General features: G+C 65.4%; 12 protein-coding genes, 1 tRNA gene and 1 pseudogene. 6 read left to right on the top strand and 8 right to left on the bottom strand.

Going from position 1 to position 18,400, the window contains the following annotated elements:
* Window positions 1-28: 28 nt before the first annotated feature.
* Window positions 29-259 (bottom strand): CRISPR-associated endonuclease Cas2, encoded by a 231-nt coding sequence (cas2, locus tag ACFOSH_RS14970; protein ID WP_378239468.1) that lies wholly within the window; start codon window positions 257-259, stop codon window positions 29-31.
* Here cas2 and ACFOSH_RS14965 point away from each other — a divergent pair.
* Window positions 239-814 (top strand): annotated as a pseudogene (locus ACFOSH_RS14965) (IS5 family transposase); the annotation flags it as partial. The gene cas2 and the pseudogene ACFOSH_RS14965 sit on opposite strands and share 21 nt — an antisense overlap.
* 59 nt (window positions 815-873) lie before the next feature.
* Here the strand turns inward: ACFOSH_RS14965 and ACFOSH_RS14960 are convergent.
* The 4 genes from ACFOSH_RS14960 to ACFOSH_RS14945 form a co-directional block, all read right to left on the bottom strand.
* Entirely contained in the window at window positions 874-2,244 is a 1,371-nt protein-coding gene (locus ACFOSH_RS14960) for a hypothetical protein (protein WP_378239467.1), read from the bottom strand.
* Between the two features lie 29 nt (window positions 2,245-2,273).
* Window positions 2,274-4,646 (bottom strand): N-6 DNA methylase, encoded by a 2,373-nt coding sequence (locus ACFOSH_RS14955; protein ID WP_378239466.1) that lies wholly within the window; start codon window positions 4,644-4,646, stop codon window positions 2,274-2,276.
* Between the two features lie 751 nt (window positions 4,647-5,397).
* Window positions 5,398-5,470 (bottom strand) — tRNA-Thr (locus ACFOSH_RS14950).
* 44 nt (window positions 5,471-5,514) lie between these two features.
* Window positions 5,515-7,086 (bottom strand): alkaline phosphatase D family protein, encoded by a 1,572-nt coding sequence (locus ACFOSH_RS14945; protein ID WP_378239465.1) that lies wholly within the window; start codon window positions 7,084-7,086, stop codon window positions 5,515-5,517.
* 149 nt (window positions 7,087-7,235) lie between these two features.
* Here ACFOSH_RS14945 and ACFOSH_RS14940 point away from each other — a divergent pair, with 149 nt between their 5' ends.
* The 3 genes from ACFOSH_RS14940 to otsB all read left to right on the top strand — a co-directional run bounded on the left by ACFOSH_RS14940 (window position 7,236) and on the right by otsB (window position 12,903).
* Window positions 7,236-8,801 (top strand): threonine/serine exporter family protein, encoded by a 1,566-nt coding sequence (locus tag ACFOSH_RS14940; protein ID WP_378239464.1) that lies wholly within the window; start codon window positions 7,236-7,238, stop codon window positions 8,799-8,801.
* An 82-nt stretch (window positions 8,802-8,883) separates the two neighbouring features.
* Window positions 8,884-10,335: an alpha,alpha-trehalose-phosphate synthase (UDP-forming) gene (locus ACFOSH_RS14935; RefSeq protein WP_378239463.1), complete on the top strand. Its 1,452-nt coding sequence runs from the start codon at window positions 8,884-8,886 to the stop codon at window positions 10,333-10,335.
* 39 nt (window positions 10,336-10,374) lie between these two features.
* A complete protein-coding gene (otsB, locus tag ACFOSH_RS14930) occupies window positions 10,375-12,903 on the top strand; it encodes a trehalose-phosphatase (protein ID WP_378239461.1) in 2,529 nt (842 codons plus the stop codon).
* A gap of 419 nt (window positions 12,904-13,322) precedes the next feature.
* Here the strand turns inward: otsB and ACFOSH_RS14925 are convergent, their stop codons facing one another.
* Together ACFOSH_RS14925 and ACFOSH_RS14920 are read right to left on the bottom strand one after the other, a co-directional pair.
* Entirely contained in the window at window positions 13,323-14,279 is a 957-nt protein-coding gene (locus tag ACFOSH_RS14925) for a glycoside hydrolase family 6 protein (RefSeq protein WP_378239460.1), read from the bottom strand.
* Window positions 14,280-14,393: 114 nt separating this feature from the next.
* On the bottom strand, window positions 14,394-15,059 hold the full coding sequence (locus ACFOSH_RS14920; protein ID WP_378239459.1) for a C39 family peptidase: 666 nt from the start codon (window positions 15,057-15,059) through the stop codon (window positions 14,394-14,396).
* 158 nt (window positions 15,060-15,217) lie between these two features.
* Between ACFOSH_RS14920 and ACFOSH_RS14915 the strand changes: the two genes are divergently transcribed.
* Complete coding sequence (locus tag ACFOSH_RS14915) at window positions 15,218-15,859, top strand: RNA polymerase sigma factor (protein ID WP_378239458.1); 642 nt, start codon at window positions 15,218-15,220, stop codon at window positions 15,857-15,859.
* On the top strand, window positions 15,846-17,009 hold the full coding sequence (locus ACFOSH_RS14910; protein ID WP_378239457.1) for a CU044_5270 family protein: 1,164 nt from the start codon (window positions 15,846-15,848) through the stop codon (window positions 17,007-17,009). Before ACFOSH_RS14915 ends, ACFOSH_RS14910 begins: the two co-directional genes overlap by 14 nt.
* On the opposite strand, the gene radA is transcribed toward ACFOSH_RS14910, so the two are convergent.
* Complete coding sequence (radA, locus tag ACFOSH_RS14905; protein WP_378239455.1) at window positions 17,006-18,364, bottom strand: DNA repair protein RadA; 1,359 nt, start codon at window positions 18,362-18,364, stop codon at window positions 17,006-17,008. The genes ACFOSH_RS14910 and radA overlap by 4 nt on opposite strands.
* Between the last annotated feature and the right edge of the window lie 36 nt (window positions 18,365-18,400).

Genomic DNA, 18,400 nt, shown 5'->3' with positions numbered 1-18,400 from the left:
GTCGGGCGACGCTTGGGGTTCCCAACCGCTACACGATCAAGCGTCCTTGGTGCGGCGGCTCGACTGCGGCGCCGAGGTGCCTGGCTTGTCCGAAGGTTCCTCCGTCAAGTTGATAGATCCGGATCGAGTCGGCATCGGGGTCGATGATGTCGCGCAGGTTCGCCTCGAGCCCCAGCCGCTGGCTGGGGTTGCAGACGACCTCGAAGACCGATTTTTGTACGCGGTATCCGATCTCCTCGGCGTGTGGACACGGCTGCACGAGCGACTGCTGGCTGAATTGCACGCCGCCGACACCCTCGACTGGGACCGCTGCGTGATCGATTTCTTCTCATGTTCGGACCGCTCGTCATGGCCCAAAAGCGGGCCGAGCCCGGTCGACCGCGCCCGGCCGGGCTCCAAGCACCACATCCTGACCGAGGGCGGCGGAATCCCACTGACAGCCACGCTGACCGGCGGTAACCGCCACGACATCAACCAGCTGGAACCTCTGCTCGAGGCGGTGCCGGCTGTGCGCGGCCGACGGGGGCGTCCCCGCCGACGCCCGAAGACGGTCTATGCCGAACGTGCCTACGACCACGACAAGTACCGCAGACGCTTACGCACCAAGGGAATCGCCACCCGGATCGCCCGCCGTGGGCAACCTCACGGCTCCGGACTCGGCACGACCCGCTGGGTCGTGGAACGCAGCATCGCCTGGTACCACGGCATGAACCGGCTACGCATCCGCTGAGAACGCCGCGACGACATCCACGAAGCCTTCCTCAGCCTCGCCACCTGCATCATCTGCTACCGCCACCTCAGCAGATTCTGTTAGGACCTCTAAGCACGAACGCCGCAGGAACCTCGCACCACGCTGTCCGCTAGAGCAATCAGCTAGAAATCGACCCGACCATCCGCATGCGCGGCCGCAATTTCTAGTTCAGCTTGAGATAAGGCTTGTTCAACCAGCTTTGTTGCGTCCATTCTTTGCGAGTGCGCCTTCATTAAACCATCACGGAACTCTCGCCCCAAATTCTCCTGGGTCCGAATTGGCGGAAGCGGAATGGGCATGTCGACTACCGCATCTCCGGTAATGCCCGCGAGATTAGTCGTCATCTGCGCCCTACCCTGAAACCACGCTCTGACCAGAGGCGTCGCAAGAAAGGCATTAATATACTCGGGATGAAGCTCATCAAGGTTCAGAGCAAGACGGAATACATGGTCATCGTGCACACAATCCTCGATCTGCCCCTCCCAAAGCGCAGCCTTTCCGACTAGCTCCATACTATTATTTCGACAAATCAAGATATCACCGGCGTTAATCCGCAAGCTTTTCAAGCTTGACGGGGGAACATCGATCTCTTTAACATCCGATAGATCCAACCCCCACTTCTGAATGTTTGCCACCCGAATGTAGGGTCGCGCATTGTCACCGGGACGGTTTCGCGGCGACTTGGACACCCCACGCTTCAGCACAGACAGATCGCCGCTTCCGAGCGGAGCGGATCGATAGCGCCCGTCCGCCAATGCAGACCCTCCCTGGAGGATTGACATAGCAGAGCGAAATGTCCAACGATAAAGTGACCCACTCTCCACAGCGACAAACTTTCGCCCATGCTCAATAGGCCGGTAAACAAGCCCGAGAGCGTCCATGAATGCTCGAACTGTCAAGCCCTCGGTATCTTCGGCATCCACAATGAGTTGCTCGGCAACATCCAATTGACGGCGGTATTGGTCAACAATACGACGTTGCGTCGATTTGCCGACCACTGGAATCAGCAAATCTTCGAAGCTTTCTGGAGTCACACGCCTACGACCGCTGTGTCCGACCGCTAGCGCCTCGACTTGACTCCGGAAGATTTTTGTCCTGCAGAGTATTTGCAAGAATTCTGGCAGAAACCCACCCGAAACATGTACATCGTAGATGGGATATTCAGAGCTAAAAGCGATCGACTCGAACTCCTTCGGGATAACGGCGATCGCCCCATTTCTAATATCAATCTTCGAGAAGACTAGATCATCTGCACGTGCTATCCACGTCTTACCAGCGATTTTCGTTCCTTCGGCCCGAAGTGACACTGACCCGTCAAAATGGATCGAGCCGTATCGAACGCCATTCGCATCGATATTTTCTTCCCGTCGCCTCCGAACGAATCGCCCGATCGGGCGCTGCGCTTCCTTGCTCCCTTCCCAGTTCTTCGAAAGTACACTCTTAACGTCCCATCGCGAAAGAGCCGTCGATGCTACAATCGTCGTAGCGAACATCTACACACCTCCTTCTTGCAATCTAAATTCTAGAACAAAGCGACTTCTTGCGTTTCGATAAATCTTGCTTTATTCTCGTCAAAGTCACGGAACGCTTGGAGCACCTCCGGCAATTCATTCGGGACATGTGTGCCAGTATCACCGGAACCGGTGATTCCAGCAGAGGAAACCTCAGCCATAAATACTGGGTAGCTCCAGCGCGCCTTCCTCCTTTCCTGCAGCTCGCGCTCGAGTTTCGCCTGCAGTGCATCTTCTTTCGCTCGCGCCATCCGTATTAGTTTCCTCGAGCTTGCGCGACCAGACGGCCCCATTGCCTCAGATAGTTTTCTGGCCGCTTTCAACCTGGCCACGGATGAAGCTTTGTCTTTTTCGAGTTTCTTTAACTCATCCAGCAGAGGCAGCAGCGCTTCGTTGCCACCAACTTCGGCCAATCGAAAATCGTTCTCACCCTGAAGTATCTCGTCTTTGAATTCACTTTTTAGTTCATTGGCAATAGAGTTTGTGAGCTCCTCCCAGCCCCTCGCCTCGTCGTCACTAAATTTCCGAAGAAAAACTAGCGAAGTTTTCACTGTGGCATTAGCCGAGCGAAACACTTCGTGCGGTATGGAAACTACTGCGAGAAGTTTCGCTCGACTCTCGACGTAGTTTCTCAACCATGCGGTAGTAGGGTTGTTAAGGATCCCATCGGGTAGGACAATGCCGAGCTTTCCGCCAGGTTTGAGCAGCGAGATGCAGCGCTCGACGAAAACCTCTTCAGTAGCACGTGCCGGCCTAACACTTCCTTGGCCCATAGGAGAGCCGACTGGATTGCGGCCGACGTCGAACAGTTCGAGAATTGGCCGCTGAAGACGGGCGGCCTCTAGCATTGCACGATAGTAACCATGCCACTCTTCGCCATATGTCTCGATATTCTTCCGCACCTGAGTGGCAGTCATAGGCGCCACGGTGGTTTGCTCTGTCGTACCAACCAGCTGATCATGGCCCACTGTTGCACCGAAAGGCGGGTTACTCAGCACGATATCGAACCGCTGCGGAAATATCGCGTCGATATCAAGCAGGCCATCGTGATAGTAGATACCAGCATGACCATCACCGTGCATGATCATATTCATCTTCGCCGTACGGGCAGCTCGCATTTCTGCATCGACGCCGAAGATCGAATCACCGCTAACCGCCCGGATGCGTGAATTTTCAACAGTCTCGTCGAGTCGCGCATTAACCGCAGAAATGTTTGCATCGATCTCGGTTTCCAACTTTTCCGTCGACCAGTTGTTCTTCTTTGCCTCCAACAACAGACTTGACTTGGCGTCAGCCTTCTCGCGTGCAGCGTCGGCCTCAATCCCGTTCCTGATATATTCAAAGGCCTTGATAAGAAAGCCCCCCGTTCCGCAAGCAGGATCACATACGCGCTGCCCCTCCCGGGGATTCAACATCTCGACCATGAAGTCGACAATCGGCCTCGGCGTGAAGAACTGGCCAAGCTCGCCCCGGAACGTGGCTCCCAGGAACCGCTCAAAAGCCAACCCTTTGATATCATCCCCGGTGCGCGAGAGATTGAAGCGCTCCAACATGCGGACGATTCGCTCAAAGGTCGGGTAAGAAACCTTAATTCTGTCGTCGTCCGAAAACAAGTCGTCAGCTGCGAATTTGCCCTTGGTCACAGAGAACAGCTGTTCAAGGACTTCACTGCCGTCTCCTTCGATAAGGTTAGCTTGCTTCACCTTCCTGATCTTTTCGGTCGTAAAGACCTCTGATTTACCTGTACGCTCATACGCCATCTTGATAAAGAGGATCTTTGATATCTCGTCGAAGGCGGCGCCTGGGTCCATCTTATGGTTGTCTCGTAGGATGGAGTGGCAATCATGTAGGAGCCGCTGGAACTCGTCTCTAGTAAATGCCTTGGTAGCTCGACGGACGGACTCTAGGCGTGCTGGGTCAGACAGATCAGCAGCAGACGGTATCCGAGTAATCTGAATGCGATCGCCTGGAGCCCCGGGCGTCAGGCGAAATACAGCCTGATCTCGATTGTTTAGACAAACAAGGAATTCAGCGTTCACCGCCCTAGCGTAGCTCTCCCCTTGTGCATAGTCGCGTACATCAATCGAGACATTATCTGACTTAACTTCAGCCACCATCAAGTAGTCTCGGTTGTCCTTTAGAGCTTGTGCGTCTCGAGCAACAACCAGGTCAGCGCGACTCGATGAGCGTCCCCTTTGAGTTCGCCTTTCTTGAGCCATCTGATCTAACTGGAAACCATACTGCACAACAAGGCGGTAGATAAATTGCTGGCGAACTTCCTCTTCTGGAGTAAGCAATAGCCAGGCGTCTCGTAAAGGAGCCCATACATACCCTGAGTCGACATGCAGGGGCTGCTGGTCATCGCCGTACGGGCTGGTGGGCACCCGCCTGGGTTTACGCCTAGTAGACACCGCCATGGGTGATCCATCACCTTCCGTTCGAGCCACTACCGATCGCCGTGAAGCTTAGTTCTTCTTAGGCTTTGCTCCCCTCAACGACCCCACGGATCACCAGACGGCCCGGCCAACCGCGGCAATACACTTCACCGGCGCGAGGTCCATCTATGCGGCACTTGCTGACTTGCAGCACGAGGCGTGCAAGCTAGCGAACCCACAAGCCACACGAGAGATCGGACTCATACGGCCGATCATGGAGCCGCTGCATACCAACATCGCCGTCACTTCCTGAGCCTCCGCCCACTCGACGAAGTCAGAGCACGCGGCACATGGCCCCGCCAGCACAGGCGGTCCAACGTTCAGGCGTTGCCTGTTGCAAGCAACGAGGACTTCGCCAGCAGGCCTGGGTGACTAGCTGCATTGGATCGCTCACAGCCAGCGTGCCCCTTCTTGCCGTCTCATGTCCGCCTCGTCGCGGGGAGGGCAGAACATGCATCGGGTGAAGCCTGCGTCGTTCTTCTGGGAAACCATCCCAGCCAAGCGGGACAGCGCCCATAGCCAGCCCGGTCCGCAGCGTGACGTCATCAAACGCGTACGGCTCTGAGCTCGCCAACTTTCGCCGCGGCTTTCGGCACAGCAGTGAAAACGGAGACGAAACGGAGCCCAATGAGACCAAACCAAATGTGAACAACACTCACATAGAGTGGAGGACCGGCAGGTCAACGCCATGTTGATCTTGAGCCGCCAAGGGGGTTCGAACCCCTGACCTTCTGTTTACAAGACAGATGCTCTACCAGCTGAGCTATAGCGGCCTTGCCCAGGACAGCCCGGGCGAACCCAGTATATCGGCGTCCCCTCAACCCTCCGCAGGCCGCACCCAGGGCTCCCCGGCCACCGTCCGGAAGGCGTGCGCGAACGTCACGGCGGTCGCCGGGTCGCGGCGGTCGGCGACGTAGTGCCAGTTCATCCGGACGGCGTCCGGCGTCACTTCGAGGACGCAGGGGCCGTGCGAGTCGAGTTCCACGAAGCGCACGTGCGGGTTCAGCGCGCGGATCGCGGCCTCGACCTTGAGCGAGCCGGTCCGCGGCGGGACGCCGAGCTGTTCGTCGATGTTGTCCGAGGTGACGGACGGGCAGACGAACTCCACCGCGACGCTCGTCCCGTCCTGCGGCACGTCGTTCGCCCACGACGAGTGGACGTCGCCGGTCAGGAACACCGTGTTGCCCCGGCCCTGCGCGGCGATGGTGTCCAGCACCCGGCGGCGGTCGGCGGTGTAGCCGTCCCATTGGTCGGTGTTCACCGTGGTCGGCTGGCCGTCGAGCAGGCCGTCCAGCGCGAGTTTCTCGCGGCTTGGCAGCGCCGGAATCACCAGCGGCGTGACCATCACCGAGTTGCCGATCAGGTTCCACGACGCCGTCCCGCGCGCGAGGCCTTCCAGGAACCATTGCCGCTGCTCGGCGCCCAGGATCGTGCCGTCCGCCGCTTCCGAGGGGCTGGGCTGCCGGGTCCGGTAGGTCCGCAGGTCCAGCATGGTGAGGTCGGCCAGTTTCCCGAACTTCAGCCGCCGGTACAGCCGGTCGCCGCGATGCCGCACGGGCATCCATTCGAAGTACGCCTGGTGCGCCGCCCGCATCCGGTCGAGCCAGCTGCCTTCGGTCGCCGGATCGTGCGACGGCGATCCACCGGACCAGGCGTTGTCGGCCGCCTCGTGATCGTCCCAGGTCGCGACCATCGGATGGCGGGCGTGGAGCCGCCGCAGATGCTCGTCGGTCTTGTACATCGCGTGGCGTTGCCGGTAATCCGCGAGGGTGATCAACTCGTTGGGCGGTACCGAGGGGCGGAGATCACCCGCAGGGTTGGGATTTCCCTCGTAGAGGTAGTCACCCAAGTGGATGAAGGCGTCCAGATCGTCGCGGCCGGCCAGATAGCCGTAGGGGGCGAAGTGACCGACAGCCCAGTTCGCACAAGAGACCACGCCGAACCGCAGCATCGCGACGTCGTCGTCGTGCGAAGGCGCGGTGCGCGTCCGTCCGGTCGACGAGACCCTCCCCTGGGCCGTGAACCGGTACCAGTACGCGGTCGACGCGCACAGCCCGTCCGCCGTCACCTTCACCGTGTGGTCACGTTCCGGCCCGGTCCGGGCGTGACCGCGAGCGACGACGTCCGTGAAGCCGTCGTCCTTCGCCACCTCCCACCGGACGTCCACGAGCACGCCTTTTCCGGATCCCGGAACGGCTTCGGCCGACGGCGTGACCCTGGTCCAGAGGAGCACCGAATCGGGCATCGGGTCACCCGAGGCCACCCCGTGCGCGAAAACCGGGGCCTCCGCCCCGCTAGATGCCCCCGAAAGGGTGAATGTCGTCGCCGTTCCGGCTGCGGTGACACCGGCCGCGCGAAGGACAGAACGCCTGCTCACAGTGGACGCCATGGCATTCAGTGTGCCGCAAACCGACGACGCCGCGATGATCTTCCTCCGACGTGGCGGACGCCACTTCGGGTTTCCTGCAACGGTCGGGGCATCGGCCCCGATGGTCCTCGGGAAAGTCCCTATAAGACAAGTGAGGAGGTGGATCGATCATGAAGATCAACGAGCACACCAAGGGGGCCCAGCGCGGCGAACGCGGTGTCGGAAACAACCAGGACGAAACACCCGAACGTGGCGAATGGCTACTGGAAGCGCCGCGCCAACGTGACGGAGAGCGATCGATCCACCAGGCTCGCTCGCACCGGCCGAACCTGCTGCGCCGCCGCGCCTGGCAGATCCTCGAAGCCCCGACGACCGAGCAGCCCGCCGTCGACGGCGACGAGACGATGGGCCCGCAGCCGCCCGACGACACGACGGTCAACTTCGTCCTGGACCTCGTCCTGCGCATCGGCGAGGTCCAGATGTCCAGCGGCGCCGGCGCCTCCGACGTCACGGCGACGATCATCGCGCTGACCTCCGCGCTCGGCCTCCCGCACTGCGAGGTCGACGTGATCTTCACGTCGATCACGGTCACCTGCCACCGCGGCACCGACATGGCACCGGTGACGGCGCTGCGTGTGGTCCGCTCGCGCAGCCTCGACTACACGCGGCTCACCCAGACGGAGACCCTGGTCCGCCGGATCGCCCGCGGGAACATCGGCGCCGAAGAGGCCCAGCAGGAACTGCAGCGGATCACGACCGCGCCGCACCCGTACCCCCGTTGGGTGGCCACGGCCGCCTGGGGTGGGCTGGCCGGTTTCATCACCCTGATCCTCGGCGGCAGCATCGACGTCGCGCTGGTCGCGGTGGTGATCAGCGCGGTGATCGACCGGCTCGGCCGCTTCCTGAACCGCTACGCGCTGCCGTTCTTCTTCCAGCAGGTGATCGGCGGCCTGGTCGCGACCCTGTCCGCGATGGCGATAGTCAGCAGCGACCTGCTCACCACGAACAAACCCACGCTGGTCGTCGCGGCGGCGGTCACCGTGCTGCTGTCCGGTCTTTCCACGGTTTCCGCCGTGCAGGACGCCATCACCGGCTACTACGTCACGGCGGCCGGGCGCACGATGGAAACCGCGCTGATGAGTGCCGGGTTGATCGCGGGCGTGGTGCTCGCCCTGAAGATCGCGCTGTTGCTCCGGATGCCGCTCACGCCGTTGCCCGAGGTCATCTCCTCGACGCCGCAGGACCTGCCGATCATCATCGTCGGCAGCATCGGCGCGTCGGCCTGCTTCGCGCTCGCCTCGTACTCGACGATGCGCGCGATGATCGTCGCGGGAGCGGCCGGCGCGATCGGCGGCGCGGTCTACGGCGCCTTGATGCTGACCGATTTCGAGGCCGTCAGCTCGTCCGCGATCGCCGCCACGCTGGTCGGCTTCTGCGGCGGCGTGCTCGCCAGGCGGCTCAAGGTGACGCCGCTCGTGGTGGCTGTGTCCGGCATCACGCCCCTCCTGCCCGGTCTCTCCACCTATCGTGGTCTATACCAATTGGGCGTCGAGCCCGGCGCGAACATCTCGACGCTCATGACGGCCGTCGCCGTGGGCCTCGCCCTGGCAGCGGGCGTCGTGCTCGGCGAATACCTGGCGCAGCCGGTGCGCACGGGGCTCGGCAGGCTGGAGCGCAAATTCGCCGGGCCGCGGATGGCGGGTCCGATGGAACCCGCCGAACGACGCTTGGAGTGATCGCTCGTCGACCGGCCGTGACCTCCTCGCGCGATAGGGTTTCCCCTTAGGGCAGCGACCCGCGAGTTTGAGGGAGCGGCTGGTGGACGAAGTGATTGCCGAGACGAGCAGGACGGCCTCCGCGGATTTCGTGGTGGTCGCGAACCGGCTCCCGGTGGACCTCGAACGGACCGCCGACGGGAGCAGGCGCTGGACGGCGAGTCCCGGTGGACTGGTGTCCGCGCTCGAACCCTTCCTGCGCTCTCGCAAGGGCGCCTGGGTCGGTTGGCCGGGCGTGCCCGACGTCGAGGTCGAGGAGTTCGACGACGACGGCCTGGTCCTGCACCCGGTCTCCCTGACCTCGGACGACGTCCGCGACTACTACGAGGGCTTCTCCAACGCGACGCTCTGGCCGCTGTACCACGACGTGGTGGCGCGGCCGGTGTTCGACCGGAGCTGGTGGGAGTCCTACGTCCGGGTGAACAAGCGCTTCGCCGAGGCCAGCGCGAAGGTCGCCGCCGAGGGCGCGACCGTGTGGATCCAGGACTACCAGCTGCAACTGGTCCCGGCGATGCTCCGCGAACTGCGCCCGGACCTCCGGATCGGGTTCTTCCTGCACATCCCGTTTCCCCCGGTCGAGTTGTTCATGCAGATGCCGTGGCGGACCGAGATCGTCCGCGGCCTGGTCGGGGCCGACCTCGTCGGTTTCCACCGGCCGGGTGGCGCGCAGAACTTCCTCTGGCTGGCGCGGCAGCTGGCCGGTCTCGAATCCAGCCGCGGCGCGGTCGGCATCCGCACCCGCCCCGGCCTGATGCAGGTCGGCGACCGCACGGTGCGGGTCGGCGCGTTCCCGATCTCCATCGACGCCATCGGCCTCGACAAACTCGCCAAGACCAAGGGCGTCACCGAACGCGCCGCCCAGCTGCGGCGCGATCTGGGCAATCCGAAGAAGGTCCTGCTCGGGGTCGACAGGCTCGACTACACCAAGGGCATCGACCTGCGGCTGCAGGCGCTGCACGAATTGCTGCACGAAGGCCGCGTCCGTCCGGAGGACGTCACGTTCGTCCAGCTGGCCACGCCGAGCCGCGAGCGGGTGGAGCACTACCAGCGGATGCGCGGCGACATCGAGCAGATGGTCGGGCGGATCAACGGCGAATTCGCGCGCGTGGGTCACCCGGTCGTGCATTATCTGCACCAGTCCGTGAACCGGACCGAACTGGCCGCGTTCTTCTCCGCGGCCGACGTCATGGTGGTCACTCCCCTGCGTGACGGGATGAACCTCGTCTGCAAGGAGTACGTCGCCTGCCGCCACGACCTCGGCGGCGCGCTCGTGCTTTCGGAGTTCGCCGGCGCCGCGGCGGAGCTGACCAGTGCACTCCTGGTCAACCCGCATGACCTGGACGGGGTGAAGAACGCCTTGGAGACTGCCATTACGCTCGACCCCGCAGAGGGTCGCCGTCGTATGCGCGCCATGCGTCGGCAAGTCCTCACGCACGATGTCGACCGCTGGGCGCGCTCGTTCCTCCAGGCGCTCGGTGCCGAACCGGCCGACTGAGACTTCCCCCATACCCCGCATAGTTCCCGAGGAGAATCGTTGACCGCCGAGGCACTGCCCGCCGAGCTGCGGCGAGCGATCGTTCAGGTCGCCCGCACGCCGCGGCTGCTGGTCGCCTGCGACTACGACGGCACGCTGGCTCCGATCACGGCCAACCCGGACGAAGCCCGGCCGCTGCCCGAATCGGTAGGCGCACTCAGGTCGCTGGCCGGCCTGCACGAGACGACCACCGCGGTCATCTCCGGCCGCGCGTTGCGCGATCTCGCCACTCTGTCCCGTCTCCCGGCCGAAGTGAACCTGGTCGGCAGTCACGGGTCCGAGTTCGACATCGGCTTCATCCACGCGCTCGACGACAAGGCCCGCGAGCTCCACAGACGGCTCGAATCCGAGCTGGAGAACCTGGTGCTCGACGTGCCGGGCGTCTCGCTCGAGGTCAAGCCCGCGAGCATCGCGGTGCACGTCCGCCGAGCCGAGCACGAGGCGGGCCGCCGCGTCCTTCGCGATGTCCACAATGGACCTTCGAGGTGGGAGGGCGTGTCCACGACCGACGGCAAGGAGGTCGTCGAGCTCGCGGTCGTCCAGACTGACAAGGGCCGCGCGCTGGACACCCTGCGACACCAGGTCGGCGCGACCGCGGCGATCTTCCTCGGCGACGACGTCACCGACGAGAAGGCGTTCGCCCGGATCTCCGGCCCGGACCTCGGCGTGAAGGTCGGCGAGGGCGAAAGCCTCGCGCAGTACCGGGTCCCCGACACCGTCGACGTCGCGATGGCGCTCGCCTTCCTGCTCGAAGAGCGGCGCAACTGGCTCTACGGCGAGCAGGCCCCGCCGATCGAGCGGCTTTCCCTGCTGGCCAACGAACGTTCGGTCGCGCTCGTCACGCCGGACGCCCGGCTGACCTGGCTGTGCCACCCCGGACCCGACGCGCCCGCGGTGTTCGCGGACCTGCTCGGCGGCGCCGGCGCGGGGCACTTCTCGATCAAACCGCACCGCAACGGCCTGCCGCTCGGGCAGCGCTACCTGCCGAACACGATGACGGTCGAGACCCGCTGGTCCCGGCTGCTCGTCACCGACTACCTCGAACCGGAGAGCCCCGCGCACCGCACGGATCTCGTCCGGGTGATCTCGGGCGAGACGGCGGCGGAGATCGTGTTCGCGCCGAGGCCCGAATTCGGTGGCGTGCCGGTGAAACTGGTCGCCGACGGCGACGGGATCCTCGTGCAGGGCACCTCGGAGCCGTTCGCGCTGCGCTCGCCGGGCGTGAAGTGGGAAATCACCTCCGACGGCATGAACGACACCGCGTCGACGCTCGTCACCCCGTCACCGGAGAACCCGGTGGTGCTCGAACTCCGTTGCGGCACCTCGGATCTCGGCGCGCACGAACTGTCCGAAGTGGAGCGACGCTCTCGCGCGGGCGACTACTGGAGCACCTGGGCGCAGACGCTCAAACTGCCCAGCGTCCAGACCGACCTCGTCGGCCGCTCGGCGCTGACGCTGCGCGGACTCGTCAACACCGACACCGGCGGCGTGCTCGCGGCGGCGACGTCGTCGCTACCGGAGGAGATCGGCGGCGTCCGCAACTGGGACTACCGGTACTGCTGGATCCGCGACGCGGCCATGACCGTGCGCGAACTGGTCCACCTCGGCTCGACCGAAGAGGCGGAAGGTTACCTCCGCTGGCTGCACGGCGTGCTGTCCACTCTGGCCGGTCCGGAACGGCTGCACCCGCTGTACACCTTGGCGGGCAGCGTGATCGGTGCCGAGGCGGTCATCGAATCGCTGCCCGGGTACGCCGGTTCGCGGCCGGTCCGCGTCGGCAACCTGGCGAACCACCAGGTGCAGCTGGACGTCTTCGGCCCGGTCGTCGAACTCGTGCAGACACTGGCGGCGGCGCGCGGCGAGCTGCGCGACGAGGACTGGCAGCTGGTGCGCGCGATGGCCGAGGCCGTCACGCGGCGCTGGAACGAGCCGGACCACGGCATCTGGGAGGAGCGGCACGTGCCGCGCCACCGGGTGTACTCGCGGGTGATGTGCTGGGTGACCATCGACAGGGCGATCAAGCTGGGCGACGTCTACGGCCGTGAAGTGCCGGGAGCGTGGCCTTCGCTGCGGGACGAGATCTCCGCGGACGTGCTGGAGAAGGGCTGGAACGAAGAGGTCCAGGCCTTCACCACCGCCTACGACGGAACGGACCTCGACGCCGCGTCGCTGTTCGTCGGGCTGACCGGGCTGATCGATCCGGCCGACCCGCGGTTCCAGTCGACGGTGACCGCGATCGAGGCGGAACTGCGCAGTGGGTCCACTGTGTACCGGTACCGCCGCGACGACGGCCTTCCCGGCGGCGAGGGCGGCTTCCACATCTGCGCGGCCTGGCTCATCGAGGCGTATCTGCTCACCGGGCGGCGCACCGAGGCCGAGGAGCTGTTCACGCAGATCGTCGACGCCGCGGGCCCGACCGGGCTACTGCCCGAGCAGTTCGACCCGATCGCGGAACGTTCGCTGGGCAACCACCCGCAGGCGTACTCGCACATCGGGCTGATCCGCTGCGCGAACCTGCTCTCCCAGTAGAGAGCTGAAGGGGACTTTCCCCGCATCAGACGCCACGAAGGGGCCGAAGTGGGCGGGGTGGGGCGGGGCGGGCAGGCAGGGGCGGGCAGGCAGGGGCGGGTGGCGGCAGGCGTCGGTACAGGTGGTCGTGAGTGGCAAGTGTCGTTAGAACGGCACTTGCCACTCACGACCACCCCGACCCACACGACACCTCCGCCTTGACACTCAAGGGGCCCTTCACCGCAGGTCATGCGGTGAAGGGCCCCTTCGCAACGCGTTCCGGAGGCGCGAGATGGTCGTGTGGGCGGCCACCGTGGTCCGACCCCCTTCGGCGGTAGTGGAGTCGTCGCGCCGGCTGCTGTCCAAGGGGTCGTGGCCTTCGCCTTCTCGGGAGAACGAAAGTCACAGACGAACAGCCGGCGCGACGGGCTTGAGGAAGGTCAGGTCCCGCTGATCAGGCGCAGGGCCAGGTCGGAGCTGAACTGACCGGCTTCGACGTTCGGCGCGATCCCGCACTTGCCGTCGGAGTCACCGGGCACCTTGACCCAGAGCAGCATCTCGGCGCCGCCACCGGTCTGCGAAGGCGTCCCGAGCTTGCGACCGGCCGGGTTGCACCACTCGGTGCCCTTGGGGCCGTTGCCGTTGCGGCTCGTGTCGATGACGAACGGCTTGGTGTAGCCGTACCTGCTCGACAGCGCGGCGCTGACGGCCTTGCCGTAGTTCGCCGAGTCGGTGGTGGTCTTGTAGTTCGACACGTTGATCGCGAGACCGCGGATCGACTTCACCCCGACGGCGTCGAGCCGGTCGGCCATGGTCGCGGCGGGGATCCAGGTCGAGTTGCCGCCGTCCATGTAGGCCCAGGTGTTCGGGGCCTTCGCGGCGAACTGCTCCGCGGCGTACTTGAGCAGGTCGAGGCGGGTCTGGCGCTCACCGGCGGGCAGGCAGTCGACCTGCGCGAGCGCGTCCGGCTCGATGATGACGACCGCGGGCTTGCCGCCGATGCCGTCGGCGAAGTTCGAGATCCAGGTCCGGTAGGCCTCGGGGCTGCCCGCGCCACCGCCGGAGTGGCCGCCGCAGTCACGGCCGGGGACGTTGTAGGCGACCAGGATCGGCAGCTTGTCCGCCACATCGGCGGCGTAGGTGTAGCCGTCGACGGCCTTCTTGACGTCGCCGCTCCAGTTGCCGAACCAGCGCGCGCCCGCCTTGGTGGAGATGGCGGCCTTGATCTTGTCGGCGGTGCTGCCCGGGTGATCCTTCACCCAGACAGCGGGGTTGGAGCTCGGGTCGACGTAGAAGCCGTTGGTCTTCTCAAGGGGGTTGCCGTCGGCGGCCTGAGCCGGCGAGGCGATGAGGGCCAGCAACGAGGCGGCCAGCAGACCGAGCGTCTTGATGCGCATGATCTCGATCTTCGGGCACGCGCGTACAAGATTCGTACAACCCGACATTTCGTCCTCTGCCGGCGATCGTTGCGCGTGCAAGTACCGCGAGCAGAGGACGAAACGCGAAAGGGATCAGGCCGAGTAGCCCTTCGGCGGGATCAGGGTGGCGAGCTGGTTGAAGGTGAGCCAGTAGATCTGGTTCCCGCCGAAGTTGGCCGGGTCGGCGATCTTCACCGTCATGTTGTCGCTGTTGTAGCCGATGATCGTGAAGTAGTGGTAGATGGTGTAGTTCGGGTAGCCGGGCGGGTGGTTGTTCGCCGGGGCGACGATGTTCGCGACGATCGCGTAGCCCTTGTCGACGTCCAGCACGATGTCGCGCCACAGGAGGTCGCGCTGCGCCTGGCTCGGCGGGTCGTTCGGCATCTCCTTGGTCTCATACCAGCCGCCGCCGACGTGGGCGTTGAGGACGCGGGTGACCTGGCCGATCCAGTCGGTGCCGTTGGTGCTGGTCGGGAGCTCGTTCGCGAGCTGCTGCTGGCTCGGCGGGTTCCCGTTCTTGGCCGAGATGGCGATCCGGGTGGCGGCCGGGCCGCACCAGTACCCGGTCTCCTGGATCTGGTACTGGATGTTGAGTTCGGCGGCCGCCCTGACCCCTTCGACCTTGGCGGGCGGCGCCATCGACTTCACGAAGTCGGGTGCGGGTACGACATTCCCTGCTTGAGCGACAGCCACCGCCGGGGCGGTGATCAGTGCGGACACCGCGAGCGCGGCGACGACCGCGGTCCTGAGTCGACGCATGGTAATCCTTCCCCAGTTTCACTTTTCAATGGTGAATAGTGAACAGGATTGCCCTTCCCGAGGCTTTTGTCTTGATCTCGACCTGCGGTTTCCCCGATCGGCCCACGACGAAAGTAGGCTCGGATGAACGCTCTGGGGGCCTTCGGGCAATAGCGATCGTGCAGGTGATGAAAAAAGACCACGAGCAGTCCGGCTCGCGCGGGCCGGACAGGCCGGATCTCGGCGGTCCGGACCCCGCGCCCGTCTTCGGCATGCTCTTCGACGCCCACGCGGCTCCGCTGCAGCGCTACCTCGCGCGCCGCGTCGGCACCGAGACCGCGCACGACCTCGTCGCCGAGACCTTCCTCGTGGCACTCCGGCGGCGGGAGACGTACCGCCCGGAGGCCGGGACGGCGCGGGCGTGGCTCTACGGCATCGCGACGAACCTGCTCCGGCACCACGTCCGCACCGAGACCCGCGCGCTCAACGCGACGGCCCGGCTCGCGGCCGCCGACCAGGTGATCTCGGCCGGTCACGACGGCCGCGTCGCCGAGCGGGTCGACGCGCAGTTCCGCGCCGCCCAGCTGGCGGGCGCGCTGGCCGAACTGAGCGTCCCGGACCGCGACACCCTGCTGCTGGTCTCCTGGGCGGGCCTGGATCCCGGCGAAGTGGCCGAAGCACTCGGGATTCCCGCCGGAACCGTCAGATCACGGCTGCACCGGATCAGAAGATGGTTGCGCGCCAACGCACCGGAGACAACGAACGAGTCCACAAAGGACAATTTGAGGCAAGAGGAGGAGGGCGAAAGTGCACGGCGGTAACATCAGGAAGGTGTGGTCCGACGCCGAACTCGACGAGGCGCTGGCCGACCTCCATTCCGAACCGGACACTCGGCAGGACGAACTGTCCCGCGCCAGGGCCGCGCTCCTGCGCGCGGCGGGCGAGGCAGAGGTCGAGGACGAACTCCGTCCCCTGACAGCGCCCCCGGTAAGAAAACGTCCGGGCGCGTGGCGATGGATCGCGGCCGCGGCCGCCGCGGCGCTGGTGTCGGGCGGGGGAATCGTGGCGACGAACGCCTTCGTCGGCGACGACGCCCCGGCCCCGGCCGCCCCCGCGACTATCGCCCCGGGCGATGACGCGCTCAAGTACCTCCGCAGCACCGATCTCCCCCTGACCGACAAGCAGTACCGGCTGCTCACCGAGTCGGTCTGGACGACGCGGTTCGGCAAGAAGAGCGGACTGATCTACCAGACCCACGAGATCCTCGAACGGTGGATTCCCTCGCGGGGTGACCGGCCGGTCAAGACGCGCTACTCCCGGACCGGCGAGGTCCGCTGGATCAAGGGCGACTACGACTTGGCGAGGACACGCGGCGAACTGATCCCCGGTGCGACGGTCGAAACAGGCTGGGAAAGCTCCGGAGGGCCGCCCGGCCCGCACTCCACCTCGAGCCCGCAGGTCCCACCGGCCACGACCACCACGAACTCACCGCCGGAGGCGCCGGTCTCGACTCGATGGAAGCAGACGGGAAGCGGCTGGACGACCCCGACGAAGGAGTTCCTCGCCGATCTCCCCGCCGATCCGACGAAACTGCTCGACAGGCTCATGCACGACAACCGCTCCGGACAGCCCCTCGACAAAACGAACACGGCACCCGAGATGTTCGAGATGGTGTTCGGCGCCCTGCGGATGGGGCACGGTTTCGGCGACCTCCGGGTGGCCCTGTGCAAGGCGCTCGCGCGGGTTCCGGGTGTCGCGGTCGACACGAGCGTGAGCACACCCGACAACGGTCCTGGCGTTTCCTTCTCCGTCACGCTGCCCGACCGGATCAGGACGTTCATCGTGGACCTGAAGACGGCGGAGGTCGTGCGGAACCGCGCAGCCCCGAACCCGGCCGAGTCGGGCCCGGCCTTGTTCGACACGAAGATGTCGGTGGTGATCACCGACGACGACGGCCCCGAAGTGCCCTAGTGGGCGTGTTTGGCGGCGTTGAGCGCGCTTCCGACGTCGGCGACCTCCAGCACCCGGATCCCCGGCGGGATCTTGCCGGAGTCCGGCGGGACCAGCGCGTAGGTGTAGCCGAGCCGGGCGGCCTCCGCGAGCCGCCGCCCGACGCTCGGCACCCGCCGGACCTCACCCGATAGCCCGACCTCGCCCATCGCGACCAGCTTGGGCGAGAGCGGGGTGTCCCTCGCCGACGAGATCAGCGCCAGTACCACCGCGAGGTCGATGCCGGGCTCGGTGATCTTCATGCCGCCGACGGTCGCGACGTAGACGTCCTTGTCGCCGACCTTGATGTTCGCCCGCTTCTCGACCACGGCCAGCACCATCGCGACGCGCGCCGAATCGAGACCGCTCACCGCGCGCCGGGGCTGCGGCGACTGGGTCGCCGAAACGAGCGCCTGGACCTCGCCCAGCAGCGGCCGCTTGCCCTCCATGGTGACCGTGACAGCGGTGCCCGCGACCGGCTCGGAGGTGTGGCTCAGGAACAGTCCCGACGGGTCGGGCACGCCGACGATGCCCTCCTCGACCAGTTCGAAGCAGCCGATCTCGTCGGCGGCGCCGAAGCGGTTCTTGATCCCGCGCAGCATCCGCAGCGTCGAATGCTTGTCGCCCTCGAACTGCAGGACGACGTCGACCAGGTGCTCCAGCACCCGCGGCCCGGCGACCGAGCCGTCCTTCGTGACGTGGCCGACCAGCACGATCGGCAGTCCGCGTTCCTTGGCCAGCGCGACCAGCCCGGAGGTGACCGCGCGGACCTGGGTGACCCCGCCCGGCGCACCGTCCACCTGGGGCGAGGCCATGGTCTGGACCGAGTCGACGATCAGTACGCCCGGCTTGACCGCGTCGACGTGGCCGAGGATCGCGGAGAGGTCGCTCTCGGCCGCGAGGAACATCTCGTCGTGGACGTTGCCGGTGCGTTCGGCGCGCAGGCGCACCTGCCCCGCCGACTCCTCGCCGGTGACGTACAGCGCGCGGCCCGCGGTGGCCGCCCACTGATAGGCGACCTCCAGCAGGAGGGTTGATTTGCCGACCCCGGGCTCGCCGGCGAGCAGGATGACCGCGCCCGGCACGAAACCGCCGCCGAGGACCCTGTCGAGTTCGGAGACGCCGGTGGGCTTGGCCCGCGCCGTCTCGACGTCGACCTCGCCGATCGGGCGCGCGGGAGCGCTGGGGGCGCCGGCGGCGACCCTGGCTATCGCGGGGCGGGCGTCGCCGCGTTCTTCGAGTGTTCCCCACGCCTGACACTCGGGGCAGCGCCCGACCCACTTCGGCGCTTCGTACCCGCATTCACCGCAGCGGTAGATGCTGCCTTTCTTGACCACCCCGCGAGGCTAGCGGCCACCACCGACAATCCCCGG

Source organism: Amycolatopsis speibonae, from assembly GCF_042647925.1.
GTDB classification, from domain to species: Bacteria; Actinomycetota; Actinomycetes; order Mycobacteriales; family Pseudonocardiaceae; genus Amycolatopsis; species Amycolatopsis speibonae.
This window is presented reverse-complemented; position numbering and strand designations above follow the sequence as displayed.

Bases quoted from the DNA above. Each gene is read 5' to 3' on its own strand.
- ACFOSH_RS14925 (WP_378239460.1), bottom strand. From the start codon at position 14,279: ATGCGCATCAAGACGCTCGGTCTGCTGGCCGCCTCGTTGCTGGCCCTC.
- ACFOSH_RS14960 (WP_378239467.1), bottom strand. From the start codon at position 2,244: ATGTTCGCTACGACGATTGTAGCATCGACGGCTCTTTCGCGATGGGAC.
- ACFOSH_RS14920 (WP_378239459.1), bottom strand. From the start codon at position 15,059: ATGCGTCGACTCAGGACCGCGGTCGTCGCCGCGCTCGCGGTGTCCGCA.
- ACFOSH_RS14940 (WP_378239464.1), top strand. From the start codon at position 7,236: ATGAAGATCAACGAGCACACCAAGGGGGCCCAGCGCGGCGAACGCGGT.
- ACFOSH_RS14945 (WP_378239465.1), bottom strand. From the start codon at position 7,086: ATGGCGTCCACTGTGAGCAGGCGTTCTGTCCTTCGCGCGGCCGGTGTC.